Genomic DNA, 20,477 nt, shown 5'->3' on the forward strand with positions numbered 1-20,477 from the left:
GCCCTGATACCAGCCCTATGATCAAGTGATAAATTTATATTAAAGATAAGACAAGCTAAAAAAACTGATACTAATTATACTAATAAAATCCTTAATCCATAATCTTTCTTTATCCACCTTAATCACTCCTATATAATTTCTATGCGACTTATCTATTATATCACTTTGTATTATGCACAACTAATTGTGTTTTGCACAACTTTGATGCATAATTGTAATATCACTTATTTTTTTAGGAGGTAATCGTTTTTATGGACTGTAATCAACTTAAATATTTTCAAACACTGTCTAGTATTTGCAATTTTACAAAGGCAGCTGATGAACTAACTCTTTCACAATCTGCACTAAGTCGATCAATTTCTCGACTTGAAGACGAATTAGGAGTCCCATTATTTGAGCGAAAAAGCCACGGTGTAGTCTTAAATCGATACGGTGAAGTTTTCCTTAAACATGCAAATCAAGCTCTGTGGGAAATAGACAAAGCAAAGCAAGAAATTAACAATATGGTGGATCCCTTTCACGGTAACATCTCACTTGGATTCATTCAAACACTTGGTTCAAGTTTTATACCTAATTTGATTAGTGAATTTCAAAAACAAAAACCAGGAATAGGATTTCAATTAACTCAAGACACCACAAAGAAAATTCTGAGTCAAATAGAGTCGGCAGAAATTGATGTTGGTTTTTGTGCACCGCAAGAACCAATCAAAAATCTAAGTTCTTTTCCAATCATGAATGAAGAATTATTTTTAATTGTTCATAAAAACCATTGGCTTGCTGACAAAGAGGAAGTCAATTTGTGTGAAGTAGCCACTGATCCCTTTGTCCTTTATAGACCTGAAACTGCACTGCATGATGTTGTTCAAACACTGTGCCTTGATGCTGGGTTCCATCCCACAATGTCTTTTGAGGCTTTTGAAGAACGGACCGTTGCTGGGCTTGTTGGCGCAAATCTTGGTGTTGCACTAGTCCCCTTCCTACCAGGACTTGATATGCAGAAAATTTCACTTATTCACGTCCGTAGCCCTCATTGTCTAGTAAAAATTCAAATGGTTTGGCGAACAGGTGGATATATGTCACCTGCTTTAGCAAATTTTAAGTCCCATGTTGAAAATACCATACATTTAACCAAATAATAAACATAAGTTGTCCATTCAATTCCCAATTAAGATAAGTTAGAAAGTAAAAATCTCCAGTTTTTACTATGACCTCGGGGGACGTTACAATACCTGGAAGTTATTTTTTGCTAGGAGGCATAGGTACAGTGTATAACGCCAGAAGAAATGAGTGTCTTAATGTATTTTGGCACAGTAAATACTAGAGATGTAATGGCTACCCTTATGGATTTTACAAGAAATAAGTAATTGTTAATTTATCAAAATAAGGTTAGTAAAAAGGGGTTTCTTTAATAGTTAGGATAAATTTAGTTTAACTGAAATAGAACCATTTACCTAATAGATTATGCTTATTTATAATTATTTTTCGGTCCTTTATCCATAACTATTTCTATGTTACCGTCAGCAGCCTTCTTTAACTTTGGTCTGTTCTCAGAACCTGGAGTACTGTACATTTCAATAGGTTTTATTATGACCCCGTCTGGCGTATTTAATAACATGCCTGGTACACAGGTGTATATTCCATTATTATTATTTGCATTTTCTGCGGAAATCGTAACTTCTGTACCTGCGTTGTTATCTATGCACATAGATACTTTATACTTGTGGAAAGAACCAGAACCATTTGACTGTGCAGAGTAAGCTACAGGAACTACTGCAATAATATCGTCATTAAAACGTATTTTAATTATCTCTGTTTTGCTGACTTCTTTTTTTGCCTTGCCCCAACCTAATTTTTTATCTCTCCCTATATCTCCCATATGCTCTACAGTACCGTTATCGAAATTTTGTAATACTGGTACACCTTTAGCACCAAACATAGCTACATCAATTTGTTTACCAGACTTAGTGTATACTAGTGCATAAATATCATAGTCTGTACCAGAATCCCAAGAAACTGATGCTATTATTTGGGTAGTTTTTTCAATTAAAATAGGCTTCTCGCCTTTGGATAAATTTACTTTACCACTGGTCTTCTTAAGGTCAACAACTGCCTTCACAGGTTGTACAGACTTAACAGGTTGCACAGGTTGTTTTTCTTCTGCTTCTGCTTCTGCTTCCACTTCTACTCCATAATTTAAACATAATCCATCTAGACCTGCTGCGAATCCCTTCCATACTGCCTTAGCTTTTGCACTTCCGTTTCTTAGATACAATTCCGTAACAACTATACCATTTTCAGTTGTGAAACTTGAGGGTATTAGCTGAATAATGTCACTGCCTACGTGTATTTCAGCTTTTAAGTTTTTCACACTTGCAAATCCAGTGTCGTTTCCCTCTGTCAAAGTTACAGCTATTTTAGTTATACCTCCTGATGACTTGCTTAAATCAAAATCAATTTTATGTATTTTTGTACTTCCGCTGTCTACAGAAGGAATAAATGTAGCTATACCATTTGGTCCTTCCATCTGGTTGTAGAATACTATTCCACTATCACCTAATACTTTTCCTGCGTCTGTCACAAGAAAAGCTGTTAAAGATACATCTATATTTTTGTCTATATCATGTGTTACAATAACACAGCCTTTTGAAGAACTAAGAGATGTGTTACCACCTGTTTGTAACTCTTGGATCATATATATCCACCTTTCTTTTGATAAGTCTTGATAATTGAAACTTATAATAATGCCTTATATTACATCTTACTATGAACTGTATAGATATGAAAGGGTTTTCATTTCATTTACAGGTATCTGTGTGAATTATATTAATAGTTAATATCTCTTATTTATCACTTAAAGCCTTTTTAAGGGCTTTAATTTCATCTTGGTGTATTTGGCTTACTTTTCCTATCACTTTTCTTATCATCTATAGGTAATAGGCTCTGTAAGGCTTTAATTTGTCGCTTTATTTCGTCTTTATCTTTTGGAATTTCTAATTTTGACATTTATTTGACCTCCTTTCAAATAGTCTTTCATATATCTATTCTGCATTTGAAAGTTGTTTCCTTCTAAATAGTTGTTTTTCAGCAAATTCATCACTCTTTTTTCATACTCTATTATTTAATAACCCTTTCAACTTACTTGAGTTATTTATAGTTTTAAACATAGCAAGAACCTCATTTCCAATAAACTCAACTGACTTATCCATATAAATTTTATCCACCAATTTATAAATATATCTATCTTGAAAATTCAAGTCATATTCTAGGTATCTATATTTAACATTTCCTGACTTATCAAAACCTAGAGATGAAATTATTTTAAGTATCTCTTCCTCATATTCCTCGTAGGGCACATAATTCCCCTCAGTATCTACAAGCGAAAGCGAAGCATAAATATGATTCTCACACAAAGCATTGCCCACTAACAATCTTACGTGAAACTCTTTATAAAAGCCTATTAAATAATCAATGTAATACTCTCCATCTTTTATTTTTTGATTTATTGTTAAATAATATATAATTAGTAGCAAAACAAATTGTGTTCACAATTTGTTCACGACCCTCGAGGGTGTTTATGAAAAATAGAAAAAGGCTGTCTCACCAGTGAATTTTCATCACTTCTAAGACAGCCCCAAATAGGATTATCTGACTAGGTTTTTCATAATTAAAATTGCAATGCTCAAAATTAGCACAATACCTCCTGTTACAACTAAAGTAACAATTAAAAATGGAGGAACATACCTATCATAAGATTGTATGCCAGTAATTGACGTAGCACCAAGAACACAACCAAATATACTAAGCATTACAAACCTAAAATGACCTACCTTACGCAAATATTCACTTCTTTTCTCCTTCATTATTCTAACCTCCATATTGTTTTAATCCTATTAACTCAAATATAACTAAATTAAATTATAGATGCTCCCGACTTTACGCTTTTTTCACCAAAATTGCTCATACTTTCAACTCCTTTTTCTAAAAATATATATTTAAATTAATGGGATTACTTATTATTAATAATGACTTTTACAATATTTCCTCTTTAAAATATTTCTATTAAAGGGTTTTCTGGTTTATGCAAACCGTCACAATAAGTAGGGTTTTTATATTGGTACAATTCTATGTCACAAAAGTCTTCTGAAATGTCGTTAAATAGAATTCGTTATATACTGATTCTACCTTTTTTTATTGTGCTAAAAAGACATAGTATGTGTTTGATTGAATATTTTAAAGTTCTATTTTAATCTCTGAATGGTGCCATTAGTACATTACGAATCAATAGGTTACTTAATCACCTATCAAAATTAAACAAATAATCATTGCAGTGGTGGGGTATGTAAAGCCTTACACTCCCTTGTTGCTGTTAAAAATTTTCCTATAAATTAAATTTCCAAATCGAATTGGCAAAGCAAGAAACGCTCCCATGGACGCAACTACGTTACCAACAAATAATGAAGAAAGTGAATCTATTAGTGAATTGTCATTAACAAGATAGGTCCAAGTTGAAGAAGGTGGCTTTATCCGCTCTTTTAAGCTAATAAGTCCCTGCTCTGATATATCTAACCCTTCAAAATCTTGTAGGATTCTCTTTTGTATCTCTTGCTGTAGAACCTGAAATACGCTACCTGCTTCAATTTGAAATTCTTGCAACGGGTTTTTACGACTTAGTATGCTTAACTTTACTCCATCTTGAAGATACGCTACATGAGCAAGATAATCAGCCCAAACTTCATTAATATTATATAATGCTACTTCTTTTTCAAGTTCATTTACTGTATCTTCACTAAAGTAGTTAATTAATTTTGTAAATAACTGTGGCTGCTCTAGGCTTAATATGTTAAAAGGTAAATTATCATATACTACTTCCATTCTCCTTTGGTGAACAACAAGTCGTTGATCTTCTATGAAAGAGGAATACTGCCATAATGCTCTTCGTAAATCTGAATCCTGGCCCTGTATAACTCTCTGCACATGATCTATTTTGCTTTCTATTCTGGGACTCATCAAGGGTTCTTCCTGCACCTTTGGTCTAATTACCGCAGGTATTAATTTATCGATACCATATCTTTTGATGAGGTCATCTTCAAGGCTTATAAAGAATTTTGACATGCCAACATCACCCTGACGTCCACTTCTTCCTTTAAGCTGCTTATCAATTCGTTTACTCTCGTACCTATTAGTACCTATTACATATAATCCTCCAAGGGAAGCAATCTTATCTCTATTAGCTCCATCTAGGCCCCCAAGTTTTATATCCGCACCTCTACCAGCCATATTAGTTGAAACAGTAACTGCATAAAGAGTACCCGCTTGTTCAATAATATGTGCTTCAAGTTCATCATTTTTTGCGTTTAAAATTTTATATTTGACGCCTAGCTTGTTTAATTCCTCAGCCAAATATTCTGACTCTGCTACACTACACGTACCAACTAAAATAGGCTGTCCTGTGTCATTTACTCTTTTGATTTCTGAGCACAAAGCCTTGTATTTGGATTTTTTGTGCGTAAATATTACATCTGGATAATCGATTCGCTTGCAAGGAATATGTGGTGGAATTACTAGCACATCCATATCATAAAGCTCTGTAATTTCATTCAAGGAGTCCATTGCTGTACCAGTCATCCCTGCAATTTTTTTATAAAGCAAAATGAAATTCTGCAAAGTTATTTGATTCATAATACGTCCCCTTGATCGGATGCTAATACACTCCTTAGCTTCAAGTGCTGCTTGAATTCCGTCAGGCCAACGTCTATTCTCAGCGATGCGCCCGGTAAACTTATCTACCATTTCAATTTTACCTTCTCTAACAATGTAGTCTATATCTTTCGTAAGTAAGGCAATTACATGAAGAATATTATGTACCTCGCCAAGTAATTTAAAGTTTTCTTTTGCATATAAATTTTCACAGCAAAGCATAGTTTCTACTCGTATTAGTCCTTTTGGGGTCAAAAAGGCATTACTTTTAACTTCATCCTTGTCATAGTCTACTTTAGGTTCCAGCCCCCTAATAACTTCCATTGTTTTACCAAGAGTATCTTCTTCACGGTCCCCGTCTGTTGCAATAACTAATGGTATCCTAGCTTCATCGATCATTATCGAATCCGCCTCATCGACTATGGCAAAATTAAATGGACGTAGCATAATTTCACTTTTTTTAAAGCAAAGGGAATCCATTAAATAATCAAATCCTGCTACCTTGGCAGTTACATATGTAATATCACAGGCATAAGCCTTCTGCTTTTCACGCCTTTCCATAGTTTCCTGTACGAAACCCACAGTTAAACCAAGCAATTCATATACAGGTCCCATCCAAGTTGCATCCCTGCGCGCTAAATAATCATTAAAAGTAAGTATATGACAACCACGACCTGTAAGTGCATTTAAGAATGCAGGAAACACAGCGGCTAAAGTTTTCCCTTCGCCGGTCTGCATCTCTATCAATCTTCCCTTATGCATAGCTATTCCAGATATCAGTTGCTCATCGTAAGTAAATATTCCTAGTACTCTTTTAGCCGCCTCTTTTGCAAGTGCAAAGGCTTCTATAATTATGTCATCCAAAGATGTACCGTCTAAAATCTTACTCCTGAGCTCATGTGATTTATTTTGAAAATCTGTAATATTAAGCGAATCAAATTTAAGCCGATTTATTTGTTCTACTATTTTTTTATACCTATTATATTCTGACTTTTTGATTAAATTATGAAATTTTTTTCTAATGCTAATGGACATATGACTCACCACTCTTTCAATATAAAATAGTTTGATGTTCTATTATTAAAAAGCAAAAGATATTTATTTGAATCCAATTTTAATAATTGGTTTTTAAGATCTGTGGTAGAACAACTCGTTTCATTTCTTAAACCGATTTTTTGTATTTGCGTATACACATGCAAAAATAACAAGACCAAGAATTGCTATTAATCCCACAACTGGCAACCATAAAATATTATAAATTCCCCCCAGTGCAAAACAAGGTATAATAAGTGCTATTACAATAATTATTTTACCCATAAATTTTGATAATTCAACAGAATTATATTTGTCTTTTTCCTCTTTGGTCATAGTGTTATATCCTGCAATAAGGAAAGCGCCTTTACCACATAATAATACAATTCCCATAGCAATAAAAATTAAATCAATTATAGCCATTACTATTAATCCAGAAATATCATTTCCTGACATAAAAATTTCCCCTCCCATTAGATAAATAATCTTCGCTTAATAATATGCTTATTTTGTTAAGTTTCTTACATTTTCTAAATCTTCCGTTACTCTATTATTTAAGTTTCCTCAAACTATAATTCTGCATTAATTTCCAATTTCCTTTATATAGTATAACATATATGTAAAGGAATACCATTTCATTTTCTCAATCAATTAGAGAAAGCCTACCCCATAGATTTCTCTATGAAATAAGCTTTTATTGTAAGCCACAGCTTGCCTTGCTTGGTATTATACTGATGAATGGTAAACGATAATTATTAAATTTTTGCAACAGATAATAATGGCAGCATTTCATCATCATTTATTGAAGAAAAAAGTATTTCACCTCAATTTCCATCTAATATTCACCTATATATGCATGCTCAACTTTCCAAAAGTCTTCAACCTTAACTAATGTTATCTGCTTTTTATGTTTTACCATTTTCACTTTGTTATCTGCTATTGATGTTTGAGTTAATACTATATCATAATAATATACCTTAGTTGGATTTGCTTTATCTTCAGAATCTTTTTCAAGTTTTATACTTTTTACATCTACATAATATTTTTTTTCACTGGCTTCTTTAATTCTTCCATAAGCCATTTTTGATGCTAAAAGTTCTTTGTATGCTGCGTGGGTCATTGATCCACTAAGCTCTCTACTAGCATTAAATATGTCACGTTCAAGTATGGTACTATCTTTATTACCTGCTACTATCTTATTGTACAAAGCGATATCATATTTATTAATTTCGTAATACAAATCCACATAATTTTTTATAACTGTTTCAACTTGTTCGTTTTCCATGTCAGCACCTGATTTTATATCATAAATACAAACTCTCCAACCGTCATTTACTTTACTTGCAACTATTCCCTTTTTAACTATTACATTTTTCGCCTTATTATCAACTAAAGATGTTTGAACCAGCTCTACAATGTAATCAAATGTCTTAAAATCTTTAGTTTTATTCTCAGTGAACTTTTCAAGTTTTATATTTTTTATAGCTACAGAGTACTTGCCTCTACTAGCATCTTTAATTCTTTCATAAGACACCCTAGTACCTATAATTTCTTTATAAGATTCGTTATCTAATAGTGGCTTAAATCTGACAGAAATAGCTTCAATTTTCTTATTGGTAATACCTTCCTCTATTTTTCTATAAAGGTCTATGTCCTCTTTAGATATTGTATAATATGTTTTTATATACTCGTTAATAACACTTTCAGCACTAGTATAAATTACATTCTTAGAAGTACACCCAGAAAAACTTAACATACTAAAACTTACTAAAAGTAAACAACAAATATTAGTTAACTTTTTTATAATTATCACCCCTCATATTATTAGACGATTAAATCACCTGAAAAGTTACTTTATTTACATAAGTAAAACTCCCAGTTTTCACTATAATCTCAGAGATGTCAATCAGCACTATTTTATTATTCCAATCAATTAGAAAAAGCCTACCTCATAGATTTCTCTCTGAAATAGACTTTTGCAGACTTTCAAGTCCACTATTTAGAAAGTATAAATAAAAACTTGATGTTTGCATTAAATTTTCAAGTTTTGTTTTACTCTATTCTCTAATTGTTTAAAATTAAATAAATTTATTTATTAATAACAAACAACTGGAGTACCTGCCTCTATATTATTAAATATTGTCTTTGCTACATCGTATGGTGAATTTATACAACCATGGGATCCGCCTGTCTTATATAGCTCTCCCCCAAACTTATCTCGCCAGCTTGCATCATGAATTCCTATTCCTCCATTAAAAGGTAGCCAATAATTCACAGGAGCAGCGTAGTTCTCACCTTTAAGGGTTGCATTTCTTTCCTTATAATCGATCTTATAAATGCCCATGGGCGTTCTAGTCTTATCAGATCCATCATTACCTGTAACAACATCCCCTTGTGTTATCAGCACTCCGTTTTTATAAAACCACATGTGTTGCCCTGAAAGATCTATTTCTACATAGGTATTTCCAATATCATCCTTGCCACGAGATAATGCGGTTTGATAATATGCTGGTTCTTTTTCTATAGATTCCCCTTCCATTATCATGGAAATTAAATTTTGGACTTCTTTAACCTTATTAATGGCCCATCCATAACTACCGCCACCAATATTAATTACCTTTCCCGATGATGTAACAAAACTTCTCGTCTTAGCAACTGTATTATATTCACTAGCAAGTACTTCCATATAGCTTTCAACTTGTTTTTCATTAAATGTGACTTCACTATCCTCATCAACTGTAACCCACTTATTTATTGTAGAACCATCTAAAATTTCTTTATCTTCCCCAAAAATATAGGTAATCTTTGAAGATACATATTTGTTTAACTTGTCCCTTGTGGCAACTACCTTTGGAGATTTTGAAGTATATGTTGGCTTAACATAGTAGTTAATTGACTCCAAATCTATTGTTGTTTCACCCTTAGTCATTGCATCTACGGCATTCTTATATAAAATGTCTTTATTGCCCTTGTTTCCAATGACTTCATCCACAATCACATAACTATTATCTATATACTTATAGCTAGCATTTTTAGGTTCAATCACCTTACTACTATCAAAACAAGAAAGCTTATCCACTTGTTCTTTTAATAAATCTTTATCATATTTAACTCCTACTATCATTTTAGAATCTTTTGTATTAAAAACTGCTGAAATCCATTTATAAGGATTCTGCTTATCTTTAAACTCCTTAAACTCACCATTCATATCATACTTTAAGCCAATTTCTTCTCCTCTAATTTGTTCATTTATACCGCCTCGTTCTTTTATGTTTAACTGATACTTTTGAATCTCAGATGCCATTTGTTCATTTACGACTTCTACACTTTTACCTGAAACACTAATGCTATTTATTGTAGAACCAAAATAAAAATGATTCATAAAATATATTGCCATCCCAAAGTATATTATAAGTAAAGTACAAATAGAAATTATAATACCTAAAACAATTTTCTTACGCTTTTTTATTGACCTTATTGTTGACTTTTCTACCGCAGTTTCCATAATTGCACCCTCTCTTTTCTTAATCTATTATACCTCAAAACAGTCTTTTAAGTAACATCACTAGTATTATCCTAATGCCTATATATTGATTTTTTTCTACATAATAGATTCTAATTATATTTGCATAGTAGTTAAAGATTCTCCTATATCCTAAACTTTCGCCGCTATAACCATTTAACTACAGCAATTATTTTTTTATTAGTATTTTTTTATTAGTATTTTTTTTAATAATGTTCACATTATATTCTAATTTATCTAAATCTATTTCGCACCAAAATGTTTTCAATAATATTAACCTCCATTTGCTCTGTAAACTAACCTTAATTAATTATATAATTTAAATGTTGCAGAGTTATATCAAATTTGTTACAACTTAGTATTAATACATTACATATGCGATTATATAACAGTAAATATTACTTTATAATCTTTTTAATATAACAGAGTAGATGGAAATAATGAACCGACCTTTATAAAAATATAATGTAGGTAAGTTTGTATTCACAAATCTACCTACATTTTTTTCATTTCTGGTTGAATTGCACCCATTTTAGCTGTCTATTTAGTTTGTTTAATAGTTAAAGGCAACAACACTGACTTTATTATAACTGTAAAAACAATTATTGCCAGGCCATAGGATATATTATTAATTGGTATAATTATATGAATACCGCTGTGTATAAAGTAAAAAAACTTTTCAAGTGGAGCAATTAAAAAATTTAAATTCAAATACAAAACCTCCCAAGTACTTATTTAACTAGGTTAAGTGTAAGGTAGCCTACCCTAGAATTCGCAGTTCAAATTCCTTATTGCAACAAGGACATTTAACTGTATGCTTTCCCCTCATTCGTGGCAAACGAAGTACCTTCTTGCAATGTGGACATTTGCGAAAACGATGCGTTTTAATTTCTTTAATTCTGCGAATCGTCAAAGAACCTTTTGCGCGAGCAGGTTTCCAAATCCTCATAAACTTTTCATTTTCCATACGTCTTTTGTAAACATTTCTAGATAACGTTCTGAAAATAGTATAAACCAGAACAGCAGACATAAAAATGCTAATAACAGTAGAACTGATAAAAGTATTAGCAACTATCAAAACGAAATATGCCCCAATCAATGCAATATACAGTTGGTCTGTACCATACCTACCATACATAAACTTTGTTAACTTATTTTTTAAATTCCCCATTTTACTCACTCCTCATTAATACGGTCGTCCTAAGCTTTCTTTGCTGCAATTATGGACGGAATTAGGCCTGCCATAAAACAAACTATCATACTACTAATAACAAGCACCATACCACCCACATAAATACACTACTCTATTATTTAAGTTTCCTCAAACTATAATTCTGCATTAATCTCCAATTCCCTTTATATAGTGTAGCATATATGTAGATAAATACCATTTCATTTTCTTAATCAATTAGAGAAAGCCTACCCCATAGATTTCTCTATGAAATAAGCTTTTATTGTTACTTCTATTTAATTTTTCACTCAGTCTGCTATGCATATCTTATTTCCTCTAATTGTTTCACTAAAGGGTTTGGAATTCTAGGTTTTGTCCACTCTGGTTTAAAATTAAATAAATTTATCTTCTATTAGTAACAAATAACTGGAGTACCTGCCTCTATATTATTAAATATTGTTTTCGCTACATCGTATGGTGAATTTATACAACCATGTGATCCGCCTGTCTTATATAGCTCTCCACCAAAATCAGTTCGCCAGCTTGCATCATGAATTCCTATTCCTCCATTAAAAGGTAGCCAATAATTCACAGGAGCAGCGTAGTCTTCACCTTTAAGGGTCGCATTTCTTTCTTTATAATCGATCTTATAAATGCCCATAGGCGTTCTAGTCTTATCAGATCCATCATTACCTGTAACAACATCCCCTTTTGTTATCAGCACTCCGTTTTTATAAAACCACATGTGTTGCCCTGAAAGATCTATTTCTACATAGGTATTTCCAATATCATCCTTGCCACGAGATAATGCGGTTTGATAATATGCTGGTTCTTTTTCTATAGATTCCCCTTCCATTATCATGGAAATTAAATTTTGGACTTCTTTAACCTTATTAATGGCCCATCCATAACTACCGCCACCAATATTAATTACCTTTCCCGATGATGTAACAAAACTTCTCGTCTTAGCAACTGTATTATATTCACTAGCAAGTACTTCCATATAGCTTTCAACTTGTTTTTCATTAAATGTGACTTCACTATCCTCATCAACTGTAACCCACTTATTTATTGTAGAACCATCTAAAATTTCTTTATCTTCCCCAAAAATATAGGTAATCTTTGAAGATACATATTTGTTTAACTTGTCCCTTGTGGCAACTACCTTTGGAGATTTTGAAGTATATGTTGGCTTAACATAGTAGTTAATTGACTCCAAATCTATTGTTGTTTCACCCTTAGTCATTGCATCTACGGCATTCTTATATAAAATGTCTTTATTGCCCTTGTTTCCAATGACTTCATCCACAATCACATAACTATTATCTATATACTTATAGCTAGCATTTTTAGGTTCAATCACCTTACTACTATCAAAACAAGAAAGCTTATCCACTTGTTCTTTTAATAAATCTTTATCATATTTAACTCCTACTATCATTTTAGAATCTTTTGTATTAAAAACTGCTGAAATCCATTTATAAGGATTCTGCTTATCTTTAAACTCCTTAAACTCACCATTCATATCATACTTTAAGCCAATTTCTTCTCCTCTAATTTGTTCATTTATACCGCCTCGTTCTTTTATGTTTAACTGATACTTTTGAATCTCAGATGCCATTTGTTCATTTACGACTTCTACACTTTTACCTGAAACACTAATGCTATTTATTGTAGAACCAAAATAAAAATGATTCATAAAATATATTGCCATCCCAAAGTATATTATAAGTAAAGTACAAATAGAAATTATAATACCTAAAACAATTTTCTTACGCTTTTTTATTGACCTTATTGTTGACTTTTCTACCGCAGTTTCCATAATTGCACCCCCTATTTTCTTAATCTATTATACCTCAAAACAGTCTTTTAAGTAACATCTATTAGCTACATAATTAGTTTTACTAGCTGCCCCTTAATATATTCATTGTCCAGTGTGGCATTTTTTAGCTTATTCAAAATTATTGGTACAGTAAAAAATATATTAAGGTTTAATTGAATTTTTAACTACAGCTATTGTTTTCTTGAATAAACTTTTTAAATTCCGTAAAGGCTAATTCACTCGTATTTACAAACAAACGCCATTTTAATTACTTCTCTCTACATTTTAGTTAGTAACGATAATAGTTATTATCGTTACTAACTAAAATGATAAATGAAAAATGAAAGCTTTGCAACAATTACTTCTACAGTAATTATGAATATTAATTCATGTAGTAAAATTAAAGCAAGTAAAGTAACGACTTTCAATTTTTACTACGACCTCGGTGTACATACAATACTGGAAGTTATTGTTTGCTTTAAACAATACAAGAATACAATATACTGCTGAAAGTTCATTTGATTTTTCAATAAAAACATGGTATATTATTTATTAAGTGAAAAATTAAATAATGAGTTCAAATAAACGACACATGTTGTGCTTTGCACGTAAATCTGATTACGGTTTACGATACAAAATAACTATATGTGTTTTTTTTGTTGTCTAAAAGACGGCAAAAGTTATTTGAGCTTTATTTTTTGCGTAAAATATACTAAGAAAAGGGGAAATGAAGTATGGAATTTTACATGAATTTACCAAGAAACAAAAGGGATTTCGCGTTATTTTTGGCAGTTATTTCAATTATATCAGTTAATATAATTGCACCATTGATTACTTGCTTTGAAGTTGGCTTTCATATGTATGTATGGGCAGATGCAATAAAAATAATACCTTTTATTTGGATTTGCGTGATTGTCTTAGTTTTAATAACATATAAACCTGCTGAATGGTTAACGTCTAGAATAGTAGAGGAGGGAGACAGTTTTAGTTCGCATATTGTTATAAATATTTTATGCACGGTATTTTTAATGTCAATATTTTTGACTGTGATTGGTACATGGATAGGAACCAGGCAAGTTAATATGGAGCCAATTCGTATGTTCTTTTATAAGTGGCCACGTAATTTTGCAATTTCCTTTGCAGTAGAGTTATGTATTGCACAGCCAATAGCAAGAGCGGTTATGCTAAAAATACATCAGATTAAAGATTCGAAAAATATATACGAAAACTAATTAGACTGCTTCGGCAGTCTTTTCAAGAATGTTCATGAACAAATTATAAACACAATTTGTTTTACTAATTTGTTTTACTTAATGGTTAGATGCAAAAAGGGTATAGAACTTTTTCTTTATAAGAAAGTTCTATACCCTTTTTATTCTTTTTTATTACTTTTACATTTCTTTACTGTCGTAGCTAAATTGCCATCCAATATCAAACTTATCTGTTAGGCTACCGTAACACTTGCTCCAGAATGTTTCTTGAAGCTCCATGTCTACAGTACCTCCCTCTTTTAGTTTATTAAATAAGGATTTAATTTCATCTATATTCTTACTGCCTACTACAAGAGTTATGTTATTTCCGTTGGTAAAAGGAGTACCCGGAAAAACATCTGAAAACATAACATTGCTTCCAGCAATATTAAGCAGTGCATGCAACACAAGATTCTTTGCTTCTTCTGAGATAACAAATTTTGGGTCAGGTGGAGTCTGCCCGTAAGTCATAATATGTGGTTTTTCCGTTCCAAAAGCCTGCGCATAAAACTCTACCGCTTGGCGGCAGTTTCCATTAAAATTAATATAAACACCAATTGCCATTCGCTTCACTCCTAATTTAAAATTATTAATTATGATTTATTTTAATATTATATCACAAAAAATCCTGTTAATTCATCACAATTTTTAACATTCAATTTCCTCAGTGAGCTTTATTATCTCATCAATTATATTACCAATATGCTCTATTGTATCAAGCAATGGTTTTTCTGTGGTTATATCTACTCCAGCCATTTTCGCAAGCTCTACTGGTGTTTTAGTTGATCCTGCTTTAAGTACAGCTATCCAATCATCTATAGCTGGTTGTCCTTCACTTAAAATCCTCTTGCTAACCTCTGTAGCTATGGTAAGTCCTGCACTGTAAGTATAAGGATAAAGTCCCATGTAATAATGAGGCTGTCTCATCCAAGTAAGTTCCGCTCCATCAATTATTTTCACGTCATCTCCCCAGAATTTTTCAAGTACACTTCTTTTTATTTCATTAAGTTTTGTAGCCTGAACGCTTCCGCCCTGATCAATTATATTGTATACCTCTCTTTGATACGCTGCTTCTAAGAGGTGTGTTACAAAGTTATGATAATAAGTATGTCCTATCATTGAGGATAAAACCCATCTCTTAAATCTAGGATCATCATTAACTTTCATAAGGTAATTTGCCATGAGCATCTCATTCATTGTAGATGGTGCTTCTACGAAATATGTTGAGACCTCTGTATCAAATATATTTTGGCTTTTATTACATAAATTGAAGTGTCCTGCATGCCCAAGCTCATGTGCTAGTACAAATACCTCTGCCATTTTTTCAGCCCAAGAAATTAAAATGAAAGAATGGCTTCCATAAGGACTTGCACAAAAAGCTCCTGTAGATTTGCCCTTGTTTTGTGCAAAGTCAATCCACCTTTCATCATAAGCTCTTTTAACCATCTCTATGTAATCTTCACCGAGTATAGATAATGCCCCCTCAATATATTTCTTAGACCCTTCCACTGTTATATTAGGCTCATAGCCTGGATCAACTGAAACCTTCAAATCCGCAAAAGTCATTTCTTCTATTTTATGTATCTTCGCAAGAAGCTTCGCATACTTTCTCATGTGAGGTGCTAACTTCTCCATAATTAAGTCTATCTGCCTGTTATATAACTGCCTATCTACCTTTTGAGAGAATAACAAACTGTCTATAACGGAATCAAACCCTCTAAGCGTTGCCATTGTTTTTTCCTTTTGTACTTGAGTTTGATAAGCTGCTGCTACAGTATTCTGATATTCCCTTAATTTAGAAGAGAAAGCTTCAAACGCAGCTCTACGGACCAATGCATCATTTTCATATTCCCATTCATCTTCAAAAAGTCCAAAACTAAGTGGATGCTCCACTCCGTCTACAGTAAAGTTATCGAAATTCATATCCGCAAGCTTAGCTCGTTCATAAATGCTATAAGGGGCTTCTAATGTTCCCGCTAAAGCAGCTAATACTCTTTCTACTTCTGGATGAAGTGCATGTGCCTTATCTCTTTTTATATCATTTAAATAATTGCTATTTTCCTTTGACTCACTTATTGCATCGTCAATAATTCTTTCATCAGCTTGTATAATTTCGCTTTTTACAAAGCTCAGCCTGCTGTCAATATCAGATGCCATATTCATATATTTCATAGCTCTGTCTTGGTTTTCATTGTTAGTATGATCCACTGAAACTGCAAGCTCTGCGTAAGATCCTGTAAGGTATGAAATCTCGGCTATCTCTCTCATTTTATTCAAACATTGATTAATATTGCTTGCTGTATTCAGCTTTCCTTTATAATTTTTTTCTACCTCAAAAGTAAGTTCTTGAAGCTCTTTTCCAGCTAAATTATACTGCAGCTCTGTTGCATAAATAGCAGATAAATCCCAAGTAAGTGATTGCTCTACATCTTTTCTATCCTTTAAAGTTTTTCCCATTTTAAAGCCCCCTTTTGTATTTTGATTGGTATTATTTATATTTTATACCTTATTATTGGTTTAGTCTATAGACCAATGTATGTATTGTGAATGTTACATATCATCCATTAAATATTCTCAAGCCTCACCGATGTTATAGCTGTTAAAACTAACTAGTTTTAATGCTTAACGTTGTAAATTCACATAATGTTGTCGCTACCCCTTACGGAATACTGGCCGAGATGATGATTGTAAATATTAGTGATGATCATCACCCCTTATATCTTCTAAATGAATAATGAATATTATAACGTTAACTGTATTATCAATTTTGATTATAAGTTCAATTTTATATTTCTTTTGGTACAAATAATTTACGAAAAACAAAGGCTTGGAAGTATCCAAGCCTTTAAGTTCTATTTTTTAATAATAGAATTAAGTATCTTTAAGCCTTTTTTTAATTCGTCAATATTATTAGGAGAGCAGATTGCAATTCTTACAGCTGGGATAGTTTTAGAATTTGCAACTGCAAATTTTTCTCCGCAATATACCAAAACACCATTGTATTTACATATTTCTTCAAATGATTGACCATCTACCCATTTAAGAGGTAATTCTAACCATCTAAATTGACTATATTTATTACCATATATTTTTTGATTTTTTAATATACGATCAGTAATAACGTTTCTTTCTACAATTCTTGCTCGTTTTTCTTCAATTATTTTTTCTGATAAACCTGACTCTATAAGTCTAGATATGATCTCAACATCAAAAGGCGATGTCATTACATTTACATTATTAATCCCATCAGAAATTAAAGCTTTTAGATTATTTGGAACTACTAAAAAAGAAACCCTTAAACCTACACATAAAGCATTAGAAACGCTAGAAATATATATACTTTGTTCAGAGACAATACTTGAGATAGGTACAAGATTATCTTGGGTTAAAAAAGAATAGCTAGCATCTTCTATGAATATTAGATTGTTATACCTTACAATCTTTGCTATGCTTATTCGTTGATTATTATTTAGAGTATACGTTGTAGGATTATTACAATCTGACATAATGTATAACCCTTTTATGCTTTCATTTTTACAAAGCTTGTTAAAAGCTTGTAAATTCATTTTATTATTTGCATATGGGATAGGAATTAGGCGGATACCTAACACGTTAGCTAAGGATTTAAAACCAGGATATATGTATTGGTCGGTTGCAATCTTATCTCCACGTTGAAACAGAGACATTAGTATTATACATAAGGCATTTTGAAGTCCTGAAGCAATCATTATGTTATCAATATCAGCATTTAAATTGAATCTTTGAAGCCATTTTTGAGCATTTATTTTATGAGAAATTCTTCCCAAAGGTTCAGAATATTTTAAAAGATTGTTTATATCTTTTTTCTTTAAAACCTCATTCATTACATCAATGACATATTTATTTTGCTCATACGGAGGATGAGATGCCCCCATATCAATACAATTAAGCGTAGGTTTTATATTTAACATCGGGGAAGAAACCTGTACATCTGAAGAAATATAAGTACCTTTACCTGTCGTACCACTAATAAGTCCTTTTAATTCGCAAATCTTGAAGGCTCTAGTTACAGTACTTAAATTAATATCTAGAAAATCGGCTAATTCTCTCTGAGGAGGGAGTTTATCACCGGGGTTTAAAACACCTTTCCTAATATCTTCTTCTAAAATAATTGCAATAGATTTATAAAGTGGTGACCTTAAATTAATTTTATTGGGAGTCCATGACATTGGATAATCTATAAATGAGTTTACAGGCATAATTACCCCTCCAAAATATTGTATTGCATACAATATTATCATTGATTGCATACAATCTCAACAATATAATATAACTAATAAGCTTACCGTAATACAAAAGTACTTTTGTAAATGAATAAAATTTAAGGAGAGATTACTTTGGTGAAAAAAATTCTTTTATTAGGAAATTCCAAATTGTATGAAATGAGTCAGCTGGTAGATAAAGAAGATATTAATTATATAAAAGAAGTAATAGTTGATTTACATGATACCCTTATTAATTTTAGAGAGCAATATGGAAAAGGAAGAGCAATTGCAGCACCTCAAATTGGAGTTCAAAAAAGAGTGTTATATATGTATATAACAAAACCAATAGTTTTTGTAAATCCAACATTGATCTTTGATGATGATGATTTTATGGAGGTATTGGATGACTGTATGTCATTTCCTGAACTATTAGTAAAGGTGAGGCGTCATAAGAGATGTAGGGTTCAATTTAAGGACATAAATTTTATTGATAATGAAATAAAACTTGAAGGAGATCTGTCAGAATTATTTCAACATGAATACGATCATCTTGACGGAATTCTTGCCACAATGAAAGCTATAGATAATAAATCTCTATGTTTAAAAAGTCAAGAATCTGTTTTTAAAGGAGACTGATAACATGAGAAATAAAAAAAAGAAAATTGGAATACTTGGTGGTATTAGTTTGGCTTCCACAATTCAGTATTATAAAACAATTACAGATTTGTATTATGAAAAATATTCGGATTATTATTATCCTGAAATATTAATTAATAGCCTTGATTTTCAATATTTTACTGACCTAGAGAACGAAGGAAAGACTGAGGAATACATAGAGTATATAGAGAGAGGAGTTAATTCCTTAAAAAATGCAGGAGCAGATTTTGTAATAATGGCTGCAAATTCTCCCCACTCTGTGTTCCATCAAGTAAATCAAAATGTAGATATTCCAATGATAAGTATTATTGATACTACAGTACAAAAGGCGATTGAATTGAATTTAAAAAATGTACTATTAACTGGCATAAAATATACTATGCAAAGCTCTTTTTATCAAGACGGGTTTAAGAAAAATGGTATTGAAGTTATCATACCAAGTGAAGAACATCAAAATGAAATAAATTCAATTATTTTTAATGAACTTGTAGTAGACAATATATCTCAAGAAACAAGAATAAAGTTTAAAAAAATAATTGACCAATATGATGTTGATGGTGTTATCCTCGGATGTACAGAATTACCTTTATTATTAAAACAACACGATTCGCATATTACATTATTAGATACTCTTACACTTCATGCAAGGGCAACCTTAGAATATTCTCTTGGAGAAAAACTATAATTTCCCAAAGTCTAAGATAATGATTTATTAAAGTGAAGACTATTTATATTTAATGTGGTGTATATAGACAATGAAACATATAACTTCAAATTTAAGATATATGTTTAAAATAGATTATAGTTAGAATAATTAAAGAATGGCATATAGCCTCAATGTGAATGCAACCCAAATAAATAAACCCCACATCCTTAGATGAGGCCACTGAAAAAATGGTTGTTTTTTCAACTGGGTTCCTAATTTGAACAAAAAAAACATGAGATATCCATATTTTTGGATATCTCATGTTTTATATTTTTATAATTAAGAAGAAATAGGCCTATTTCAATCCTTTTAACTTAATTATTCTCTTTAGGTTCACAGTAAAGATTGACAGTGCACCTTGCATTTGCATGCTAA

Annotated in this window: 18 protein-coding genes; 4 read left to right on the forward strand and 14 right to left on the reverse strand. The window is 31.6% G+C overall.

Going from position 1 to position 20,477, the window contains the following annotated elements:
- Positions 1-251: 251 nt before the first annotated feature.
- Complete coding sequence (locus KPL50_RS21570; RefSeq protein ID WP_216300601.1) at positions 252-1,136, forward strand: LysR family transcriptional regulator; 885 nt, start codon at positions 252-254, stop codon at positions 1,134-1,136.
- 329 nt (positions 1,137-1,465) lie between these two features.
- Here KPL50_RS21570 and KPL50_RS21575 read toward each other — a convergent pair whose 3' ends face one another.
- From KPL50_RS21575 to KPL50_RS21620, 11 genes are all read right to left on the reverse strand, one after another.
- Positions 1,466-2,692, reverse strand: coding sequence for a TerD family protein (locus tag KPL50_RS21575; protein WP_216300602.1), 1,227 nt, complete (start codon positions 2,690-2,692; stop codon positions 1,466-1,468).
- A 185-nt stretch (positions 2,693-2,877) separates the two neighbouring features.
- Entirely contained in the window at positions 2,878-3,003 is a 126-nt protein-coding gene (locus KPL50_RS27600) for a hypothetical protein (RefSeq protein ID WP_290443281.1), read from the reverse strand.
- A 101-nt stretch (positions 3,004-3,104) separates the two neighbouring features.
- Complete coding sequence (locus tag KPL50_RS21580; protein WP_216300603.1) at positions 3,105-3,530, reverse strand: hypothetical protein; 426 nt, start codon at positions 3,528-3,530, stop codon at positions 3,105-3,107.
- Between the two features lie 111 nt (positions 3,531-3,641).
- On the reverse strand, positions 3,642-3,860 hold the full coding sequence (locus KPL50_RS21585; protein WP_216300604.1) for a hypothetical protein: 219 nt from the start codon (positions 3,858-3,860) through the stop codon (positions 3,642-3,644).
- A 487-nt stretch (positions 3,861-4,347) separates the two neighbouring features.
- Positions 4,348-6,732, reverse strand: coding sequence for an accessory Sec system translocase SecA2 (gene secA2, locus KPL50_RS21590; RefSeq protein ID WP_216300605.1), 2,385 nt, complete (start codon positions 6,730-6,732; stop codon positions 4,348-4,350).
- 120 nt (positions 6,733-6,852) lie between these two features.
- A complete protein-coding gene (locus KPL50_RS21595; protein WP_216300606.1) occupies positions 6,853-7,185 on the reverse strand; it encodes a DUF3784 domain-containing protein in 333 nt (110 codons plus the stop codon).
- 379 nt (positions 7,186-7,564) lie between these two features.
- Complete coding sequence (locus KPL50_RS21600) at positions 7,565-8,485, reverse strand: hypothetical protein (protein WP_216300607.1); 921 nt, start codon at positions 8,483-8,485, stop codon at positions 7,565-7,567.
- Positions 8,486-8,824: 339 nt separating this feature from the next.
- The gene (locus KPL50_RS21605) at positions 8,825-10,234 is read right to left on the reverse strand and encodes a L,D-transpeptidase family protein (RefSeq protein WP_216300608.1); all 1,410 of its coding nucleotides are present in this window, start codon (positions 10,232-10,234) and stop codon (positions 8,825-8,827) included.
- 558 nt (positions 10,235-10,792) lie between these two features.
- Positions 10,793-10,963 carry a hypothetical protein gene (locus tag KPL50_RS21610; protein WP_216300609.1) on the reverse strand — a complete coding sequence of 57 codons (171 nt, stop codon included), beginning with the start codon at positions 10,961-10,963 and terminating at the stop codon, positions 10,793-10,795.
- Positions 10,964-11,012: 49 nt separating this feature from the next.
- On the reverse strand, positions 11,013-11,423 hold the full coding sequence (locus KPL50_RS21615; protein ID WP_216300610.1) for a hypothetical protein: 411 nt from the start codon (positions 11,421-11,423) through the stop codon (positions 11,013-11,015).
- Between the two features lie 412 nt (positions 11,424-11,835).
- Positions 11,836-13,245: a L,D-transpeptidase family protein gene (locus KPL50_RS21620; RefSeq protein WP_216300611.1), complete on the reverse strand. Its 1,410-nt coding sequence runs from the start codon at positions 13,243-13,245 to the stop codon at positions 11,836-11,838.
- Positions 13,246-13,979: 734 nt separating this feature from the next.
- On the opposite strand from KPL50_RS21620, the gene KPL50_RS21625 reads away from it, so the two are divergent.
- Complete coding sequence (locus tag KPL50_RS21625; protein ID WP_216300612.1) at positions 13,980-14,477, forward strand: hypothetical protein; 498 nt, start codon at positions 13,980-13,982, stop codon at positions 14,475-14,477.
- Positions 14,478-14,636: 159 nt separating this feature from the next.
- Here the strand turns inward: KPL50_RS21625 and KPL50_RS21630 are convergent, their stop codons facing one another.
- The 3 genes from KPL50_RS21630 to KPL50_RS21640 all read right to left on the reverse strand — a co-directional run bounded on the left by KPL50_RS21630 (position 14,637) and on the right by KPL50_RS21640 (position 18,733).
- Positions 14,637-15,059: a VOC family protein gene (locus KPL50_RS21630; RefSeq protein ID WP_216300613.1), complete on the reverse strand. Its 423-nt coding sequence runs from the start codon at positions 15,057-15,059 to the stop codon at positions 14,637-14,639.
- An 84-nt stretch (positions 15,060-15,143) separates the two neighbouring features.
- On the reverse strand, positions 15,144-16,952 hold the full coding sequence (gene pepF, locus KPL50_RS21635) for an oligoendopeptidase F (protein ID WP_216300614.1): 1,809 nt from the start codon (positions 16,950-16,952) through the stop codon (positions 15,144-15,146).
- Between the two features lie 395 nt (positions 16,953-17,347).
- A complete protein-coding gene (locus KPL50_RS21640) occupies positions 17,348-18,733 on the reverse strand; it encodes a PLP-dependent aminotransferase family protein (RefSeq protein ID WP_216300615.1) in 1,386 nt (461 codons plus the stop codon).
- A 138-nt stretch (positions 18,734-18,871) separates the two neighbouring features.
- On the opposite strand from KPL50_RS21640, the gene KPL50_RS21645 reads away from it, so the two are divergent.
- Positions 18,872-19,375, forward strand: coding sequence for a peptide deformylase (locus tag KPL50_RS21645; RefSeq protein ID WP_216300616.1), 504 nt, complete (start codon positions 18,872-18,874; stop codon positions 19,373-19,375).
- Positions 19,376-19,379: 4 nt separating this feature from the next.
- The gene (locus KPL50_RS21650) at positions 19,380-20,081 is read left to right on the forward strand and encodes an aspartate/glutamate racemase family protein (RefSeq protein WP_216300617.1); all 702 of its coding nucleotides are present in this window, start codon (positions 19,380-19,382) and stop codon (positions 20,079-20,081) included.
- The last annotated feature ends 396 nt before the right edge of the window (positions 20,082-20,477 follow it).

The organism is Clostridium sp. CF012, assembly GCF_018861755.1.
Classification (GTDB): domain Bacteria; phylum Bacillota; class Clostridia; order Clostridiales; family Clostridiaceae; genus Clostridium_AD.